This is a genomic window from Candidatus Zixiibacteriota bacterium, from assembly GCA_014728145.1.
Taxonomy (GTDB): domain Bacteria; phylum Zixibacteria; class MSB-5A5; order JAABVY01; family JAABVY01; genus WJMC01.
This window is the reverse complement of sequence record WJMC01000131.1, coordinates 1-6,358: the sequence shown is the minus strand read 5'-3', so window position 1 is coordinate 6,358 and position 6,358 is coordinate 1. Positions and strand designations below refer to the sequence as shown.

Genomic DNA, 6,358 nt, shown 5'->3' with positions numbered 1-6,358 from the left:
CCAGCTATACATACTCGAGAGCCTGTGGCATTTCGATGTCGTCGATATCAGTGTTCCTGAAAGTCCCCTGCTTATCAGCAAACATAAAACCCATGGCATTTCATACGATTTCTTCGTGCACGACAGCCAGGCTATCACCTCGGAGCTATTCTATAACAATCTTAAAATCTACGACATCAGTGATCCATACAATTTCATTCTCGATTACACTATACCTCTTGCGGAAGCATGCATATATGCGCAAGACTCAATTTTGTACTTAGCCCCGATTCAGGGCGCGTTGCAGATATATGATATCAGCGACCCGGCCAATCCGGTCTTTTTAGCCAGCCCGGACTCTTCACATAACGCTTGTGAGGTAGTCGTCAAAGACAGTCTGGCGGCGGTGCTTGAAACCGATACAACGATCCATTTCTATGATCTCGGAGATCCTTCACAACCGATCTACCTGAGCAGTTTCAAGCCCGGAAAGCTGAGCAAAAGATCGTTCACAAATTCGACCACCTTGCTGTTAAAGGACAGCCTGGCGATCTATACCGAATATTCGGGTTCATTGCGCATAATTAACCTGGCCGACATCCTGAATCCGGAAGAGATCTGGTCATCGCAGGGGCACAACGGTTACTGCCTCGCTGAGCAGGACGATGTACTGTATACCAGCGATTTCGGGAGAGTATTCGCGATGGATATCGGCGATCCCGGTGATCCGCAGTTTTTGGCACAGTTCCGGTTACCCAGCTACGCCGAGAATCTCGATGTCCAGGACAGCCTCCTGATCATCGGAACGAACTGGGCGACAATCATAGTCAGGACCACGCTTGAAAGCCTCCCCGAGGGGCCATACACCTGTGGCGATACCAATGGCGATGGTGTCGTGGACTTATCCGATGCTTCGTTTATCATCGCTTATGTTTTCGAGGACGGTCTCGAACCGGATCCGATCGAGGCTTGTGATGGAAATTGTGACACCACGTGTGATATCAGCGACGCTATCTACCTGGTCAATTTCGTATTTTTGGGGGGCAGTCAACCCTGTGATACCGATGGCAATGGCGATCCTGACTGCTGATGATTTCATCATAATAAAACGGGGTGAACTCGTAAACGTCACCCCGTTTTTATATGTATCACACAGCAAGTGATTACAGCAGTTGTTACTGCGATTTAGAAATAGAAGTGGAAACCGAGGTAGCTGATGCTGGCGGCGGTGGTTTTGATATCTGTCGTGGAATCATCGGAAACCTCATCGGGAGGGCTGGAGAGAGTCACCTCGAAACCATGCGCGGCCTGGAGCGAGAAATGGTCTCCGAAGAAGACCTCGGCGCCGGGCATCAGTTTCAGGGTGATCACCGACCAGGTTTCATCGTAAGTACCGGTGCCGTGCACACGGTCATCCAGGCTGGCATAGACAATTCCCGGACGAACATAAAAGTTGGCGCGCTCGGAGGGATAAACGATGTAAGGAACACCGGCCTCGATCCAGAAGCTGGAAGCGCTCTCTTCACCCAGGTCCCTGGATTCAAAGCCAATCCCGATATCCAGGCCGACTTTATCATTGACCCAGTAACGCAATCCCACGGGAGCATCTGAATGAAAATAACCCAGGCCGAAACGTCCGGTCAGATCCTTGGCTGAAGCTACAGCCGGAACCATAATGGCCACTGCCAGTACCGAAATAATTAACTTTTTGAACATAGTACACCCCTTGCAAAGGTTTGATTAGAGTTTAAACTTACCCTCTGAGGTTCTAGCCCCCTCAGTGGCATATTCATTTTAATTGACTATGGAAACTGACTTGAAATTGGAATTGTTCCGCCAATCGGACTCGCCGGACGAAAATTTTGATCACTAATACTCTATTGCGGATTTATAAGGAGCAGTAAGTATTAAAACCAGTCGTTTCGGCTGAGGTAAAAACTGTCATCGTAGAGATCGTCAAAAGCAGTGCCGTCCAGGGATTTCCACATAACCACATCGTAACTGCCCGGATCAGACTTGTAGCTCATTTTTTCCAGGGTTTCAAGTACGACAGGATGATCGGGATGGATCACTCCGACGGCATATTGAGCCCTGGCTTCAGCAAATTTGATAAGCTCACGACAGGACGCCACACTCTCGGCAAAGACTTCGCCCACCCGAATTGTAGCGGTAGATTCCCGTGCCAGAAGATAACCGGATTCGGTCGAGATACTGCAATCGCGGGACAGTACTCCTAATGTTTCCACCGGTTTGAGATCGTCCGCTGTTCGGATCGTAAATCCGGAGCGCTTTTCAGTAAAGCGATTGAACAGTTTCGACACCTGTTTGAAATCCAGATCGTACGCCTGGTTTATCCTCCGCAGGTATTTTTCCGGGTTACGAGGCGGTGAAAAAAGCTTGTAATAAAATGACAGCCGGTTTACCTTTTCGATTTCTTTGTAGCCGACACTCTGGTACCATTTGTGCGCCACTATCGCACGCGAAGTTGTCAGCATGGCGATACGATAACTATGCTTACGCATCCAGTTTTCCGATTCTTCCAATAGCTTTCTGGCGGTTCCCCTGCGCCTCGCAGATGGACGTGTGGCGATTCCCCAGATTCCTCCCACCTGCTCGATTGTCCGGTCTTTGGTCCGGGTCGGTATCGTCATTATACCGACAAACCCTAATAATTTACCATCCTCGAGGGCACACATCCCGATCGGACCACCCTTCAAGCGCGAGGTCTGTTCCAACTGTTTTCTATGCCAGTCGGGAGTTGCCGGCCATCCAAATGATTTCTGCCACAGCAGGTAAATATCCGACTTGTCTTCGAGCTCTGTGTACGGCAATATCTGCATAATTTTCCTCAGAGCGTATGTTACATCATTACGTCGCTGTTTCAAAGCAAAAACGCCTGGCGCATAATTTTTCGGTTCTCGTACCTGGTGGGTTTATTCGTTACAGCCGACTTTCTGACTTCTGTTCACGATTATGATCAATTCGGTGAGATCTTTTACGGAACTATTCTGCGGATGCGCCAGTTAGTCTCAGGAATGGAGGAAATCAAGATGAAACAGGTAATATTTGGAGCCGGATGTTTCTGGGGAGTTGAATACGCTTTTCGCAAGCTGGAGGGTGTGACCGAAACCGAGGTCGGCTATTCCGGTGGACATAAGGAAAATCCCACTTACAGGGAAGTCTGTTCAGGCAGTACCGGCCACGCCGAGGTGGTACGGGTAAAGTATGATCCGGACAGGATAACTTTCAACCAGCTTCTGGACACCTTTTGGGAAATCCATGACCCGACCAGCTTCAACCGCCAGGGTCTCGATATCGGCGAACAGTACCGCTCGGCGATCTTCTATTTCGATGAAGACCAGAAACTGATGGCTGAGAAATCTAAACAAAAGCTCAGCAGTTCGGGTGAATATGATTCCGAGGTGGTGACACAGATAGAGCCGGCCGGAAAATTCTGGCGGGCCGAGGAATACCACCAGAAATACTATGACCAGGGCGGAATCTGCGCCTGTGGCCGTGTCGACAACTTTGAGAAGAAGCAAAAATAATCCGGGCAGGAACTGTTGAAAAAATGCCGGTGAGCTTACTACTTCAGTAGAAGTACACCGGCAATTGATTTGTAATTAACTTATTGAATTCCTGTTCAACAGTCGAACTCTCCGTCGCCGTCAGTGTCGCAGGGGTCATTTCCACCTGCGAAAGCATAATTGATTACATACACCGAGTCGGAAACATCCACGGTTCCATCGCAGTTGACATCTCCAGCCTCGAGTGGATCAGGCGGATCACCGCCCGCGAAGGCGTAATTGATGATATAAACAGCGTCGGAGACATCCACACTCTGATCGGCGTTGGCATCACCGCAAACATAAATCTCGCATTCATCAGGTACACCGTTGGTGTCCTGGTCCTCGGACACTCCCAGGCTTATGTCGCAGTTGTCTGGTCTGCCATTGTTATTGCAATCGACCGTATCGGCAGGAACTATCTTGAAGATCCGTCCGGAGCGATCGACTATATACATTTCCCCTAAAGCATCGGTCCCGAATGAGACGATCTGCTGAAATGACAGCCCTGACTGGGGATCGAGTTCGACAGTGCGCTCGGTGAAATCGGTCAAATTCTGGCCGTCGTATTTAAATGACCAGATTCGGTCACTGCAGTAATCGGCAAAGAAGTAAGTACCCGAAAGGTCGGGGATCGCGCACCCGCGGTAAACATAGCCACCCGAAATCGAACAACCTTCGGAATGCGAGTATTCATAGATCGGATATGTCAACCCTCCCGGATCACAGTTTGTCGAGGGATTGTAGCAACTGCTGCCCTCCATCAGGCGCCAGCCATAATTTTCACCTCCATTGCTTTCAGCCGGCTGAAAGTCGACTTCCTCGAAGTTGTTCTGACCTACATCGGCAATATACAGATCACCTGATTCGCTGTCGAATGAGTAGCGCCATGGATTTCGCAGTCCCGAAGCCCAGATTTCATCAGGAACACCGGGATCTCCCACGTATGGATTATCCGAAGGTATCGCGTAGGGGAATGCTCCGTCAACATCGATTCGCAACATTTTACCCAGCAGAGTTGTCATGTCCTGCGCGTTATTCTGCGGATCGCCCGCGCTTCCGCCATCACCCAGCCCGATATACAGGTAACCATCCAACGGGCTGAAGGCCAGCATACCGGCATTGTGGTTAGCAAACGGTTGACTGACAGAGAGGATCGTCACCAGGCTGTCCGGATTCGCCAGATCCGGATCGCCTGAAACTTTGCCTCGGGCTATGCGGGTATCGCCAGCGGTATTCGTGTAATTAATGAAAAAATATCCGTTTGAGGAATAGTCCGGATGGAACGCCATGCCCAAAAGACCCTGTTCACCTCCAAAAGATACATCGGAGCTGATATCAAGAAAAGGTGTTGTTAAAACCGAATCATTTCGAATGATCTTGATCGCGCCCGACTGTTCCACCACGAACAGGCGGGAGGTGTCCCCCGGGGGCGATGTTACAAATACGGTCGCGTTCAATCCGGTGGCGAATTCGACTGATGCCAGAGGCGTGTCTGCGATAGCCTGCGGGACCGCAAGCATCGTCACACTCAATAAGGCCAGAAACAACTGGATAAATCGAAGCGAACTGAGTTGGACTTTGCCCTGCAAAGAAAAAACAGAAAAGGTTGGCATGTGCATGTTTTCTCCTGGTATAAACTGTTACTCAGATAAAAACGAGGATAATACTACCATTATAGTAATGTATTGGCGGTGGTGAAGGTTCCGGCTAATCTCCTCAACTGCCTGACTGAGAATGCTTATGACATATATTATAATATAGTGTAATATCATTAATATAAGTGATAGAAATGGAATCTTGAATTATGTACTTAATGTGGGACCGGAAACATTAACTACATCATGCTTTCGGGTAATCGAAAAAGCGAAGGCGGAAACTATATTTCTGATGATAACATTGTTTCTATCTTACTATATTTTTGGTTTGGCAAGTGCAAGCAGGGACAGTTTGGGGTTATGGTGCCTGACCATAGACATTGGGGTTTCATTAAGGCGGATGTTTACCAGCTCGATTGGCAATCCTATTTCTAACAAATCACACTTCGCCAGAAAAACAAGCTCATTCATAGAACCAAGTACACGCCTGTCGTTGGTCTTGCAAAAACTGATTGAATCTATGTGCGGTGCAATCTGGGAATCATAAATCTGTAAAGCCCCGTCAAGAGTCATCTGCTCGCGCAATGCAGTCATCCCCTCATCAATAAAAGCAGATTCGCTCGAAAGCCCCCTTCCCGCAAGAAGAACTGAATACAGGCAGTGAGAATTCGTGATTATAATGCATTGCCATCGTGAAACCATGAACATATTGGCAGTCCAGTCTAAAAGTGGATTCTTATGAAATGGAAAAGCTGTGGCAGGTGCGACTTTGATCTTCTTCGCGAGTTTTTGAGTCAGGCGGATTATCAAATTTACTCCCGGTTAATTGGTTATCGTTTACATCCCATGATATCCATAAGTGTCTTCAACGTTTTTCGTACATCATCAACATGATTTTCGAATTTATCATTATAATTTAAAAGAAGTTTTTTCAGCTTATAACATCCCTCTTTGGTTCCTAACTGGTCATCTGCATCATACCAAAATCGCTCGTTTTTTCATGTTCGCGTTCGCGCCCCGGACGATAACCGGATGCATATACAACAGAACACGCACTATATACACAGGGAGTGCGCGCAATATTTAATCTCCATCCCGGGCCGATCTCGTCAATTTTGCACCCCTCTGATTTTAATCTGTTTTTAAACGCTTCCAGTGAATTCCGGACCAGACAAATTTCGCCAAGAATATTAAATATGATACTACGCAAGTCGT

Annotated in this window: 6 protein-coding genes; 2 read left to right on the top strand and 4 right to left on the bottom strand. The window is 48.0% G+C overall.

Translation table 11 applies throughout. The features are described from left to right. Positions 1 to 1,069, top strand: a 1,069-nt coding sequence (locus GF404_07660) for a hypothetical protein (GenBank protein MBD3382056.1), incomplete at its 5' end; no start/stop codon positions are given. 95 nt (positions 1,070 to 1,164) lie between these two features. Here the strand turns inward: GF404_07660 and GF404_07655 are convergent. Both GF404_07655 and GF404_07650 read right to left on the bottom strand, forming a co-directional pair. Continuing rightward, positions 1,165 to 1,695 (bottom strand): hypothetical protein, encoded by a 531-nt coding sequence (locus GF404_07655; GenBank protein ID MBD3382055.1) that lies wholly within the window; start codon positions 1,693 to 1,695, stop codon positions 1,165 to 1,167. A gap of 191 nt (positions 1,696 to 1,886) precedes the next feature. Continuing rightward, entirely contained in the window at positions 1,887 to 2,819 is a 933-nt protein-coding gene (locus tag GF404_07650) for a GNAT family N-acetyltransferase (protein MBD3382054.1), read from the bottom strand. A gap of 210 nt (positions 2,820 to 3,029) precedes the next feature. On the opposite strand from GF404_07650, the gene msrA reads away from it, so the two are divergent. Next, entirely contained in the window at positions 3,030 to 3,527 is a 498-nt protein-coding gene (msrA, locus tag GF404_07645) for a peptide-methionine (S)-S-oxide reductase MsrA (GenBank protein ID MBD3382053.1), read from the top strand. Positions 3,528 to 3,622: 95 nt separating this feature from the next. Here the strand turns inward: msrA and GF404_07640 are convergent, their stop codons facing one another. Both GF404_07640 and GF404_07635 read right to left on the bottom strand, forming a co-directional pair. Further along, the gene (locus GF404_07640; protein MBD3382052.1) at positions 3,623 to 5,161 is read right to left on the bottom strand and encodes a glucose dehydrogenase; all 1,539 of its coding nucleotides are present in this window, start codon (positions 5,159 to 5,161) and stop codon (positions 3,623 to 3,625) included. A gap of 297 nt (positions 5,162 to 5,458) precedes the next feature. Then, on the bottom strand, positions 5,459 to 5,953 hold the full coding sequence (locus GF404_07635; protein MBD3382051.1) for a hypothetical protein: 495 nt from the start codon (positions 5,951 to 5,953) through the stop codon (positions 5,459 to 5,461). Positions 5,954 to 6,358 lie beyond the last annotated feature (405 nt).

Bases quoted from the DNA above. Each gene is read 5' to 3' on its own strand.
- GF404_07655 (MBD3382055.1), bottom strand. From the start codon at position 1,695: ATGTTCAAAAAGTTAATTATTTCGGTACTGGCAGTGGCCATTATGGTT.
- GF404_07650 (MBD3382054.1), bottom strand. From the start codon at position 2,819: ATGCAGATATTGCCGTACACAGAGCTCGAAGACAAGTCGGATATTTAC.
- msrA (MBD3382053.1), top strand. From the start codon at position 3,030: ATGAAACAGGTAATATTTGGAGCCGGATGTTTCTGGGGAGTTGAATAC.
- GF404_07640 (MBD3382052.1), bottom strand. From the start codon at position 5,161: ATGCCAACCTTTTCTGTTTTTTCTTTGCAGGGCAAAGTCCAACTCAGT.